2 protein-coding genes are annotated in these 876 nt (G+C 66.9%); both read left to right on the plus strand.

Annotated features, from left to right (window positions below):
• Positions 1 to 603 (plus strand): peptidoglycan DD-metalloendopeptidase family protein (locus ACFPZN_RS56195; protein ID WP_378293647.1); only part of this gene is annotated, 603 nt, incomplete at its 5' end.
• A gap of 34 nt (positions 604 to 637) precedes the next feature.
• Positions 638 to 876, plus strand: a 239-nt coding sequence (locus tag ACFPZN_RS56200; RefSeq protein WP_378293649.1) for a hypothetical protein, incomplete at its 3' end; no start/stop codon positions are given.

The following is an 876-nucleotide window of genomic DNA, read 5'->3' on the forward strand; positions in this document are numbered from 1 at the left end:
AGCACCAAAACCGTCCGCGTCCACTTCAACAGCAACTACGGCGGCACCTACCAGGACTTCAAAGCAGGCGCCAAGGGCAACCTCAACGCCGGCCTGAAGAACCAGAACGCCTCCCACCAGTTCAGCCCGTCATCGCGCACGAACATGTCGTACGGGCTGTACACGCTGAGCGGCGGCCGCATCACCTGCGGCTTCGACGGCTACACCACCACCCCCGGGCGGCACGAGGGCATCGACATCGCCCGCGGCGTCGGCTCCGACGTCCACGCCCTGGTGAGCGGTCAGGTCATCCACCTCGCGCGCGGGGCCAACGGCAGCGGAGGCCTCTCCACGATCTCCATCTACAACGCCTCGCTGAACAAGACGGTGATCTACCTGCACACCGCTCCGCGGTCCTCGCTGGCCGTGGGCCAGCAGATCAGCCGCGGCCAGATCATCGCCGACGAGGCGTGGCGCGGGGTGTCGTCCAGCGCGTCCGCGCACACCCACGTCGAGATGCGTCTCGGACGGCAGACGCACGCGGCCAAGAGCGTCAACGACCCGCACCTGGACAACCCGAACCCGACCTCGTTCTGGAACTCCCAGAACTACAACGTCCGATAGCGCGCTCCGGCCTTCACAGACGAGGAAGACAACTGTGTCGAAACGAACCGCGCGGCTCGCCGCGGGGGTCGCCGCGACGGCGCTCGGCGGGACGGTCTTCATCCCGGCATCGCCCGCCTCGGCCGCGAACCGTGACGGCGTGTGCGACAACGGCGAGTTCTGCTACTACTTCAACAGCGACAACCAGGGATCGATCTCCGACTTCACCGGCTCGGTCGCCGACTACGGCACCACCCAACCCTCCTGCTACGACTTCAAAGGCGCCGGCAACGG

This window comes from Actinomadura rugatobispora (genome assembly GCF_042656285.1).
Taxonomy (GTDB): domain Bacteria; phylum Actinomycetota; class Actinomycetes; order Streptosporangiales; family Streptosporangiaceae; genus Spirillospora; species Spirillospora rugatobispora.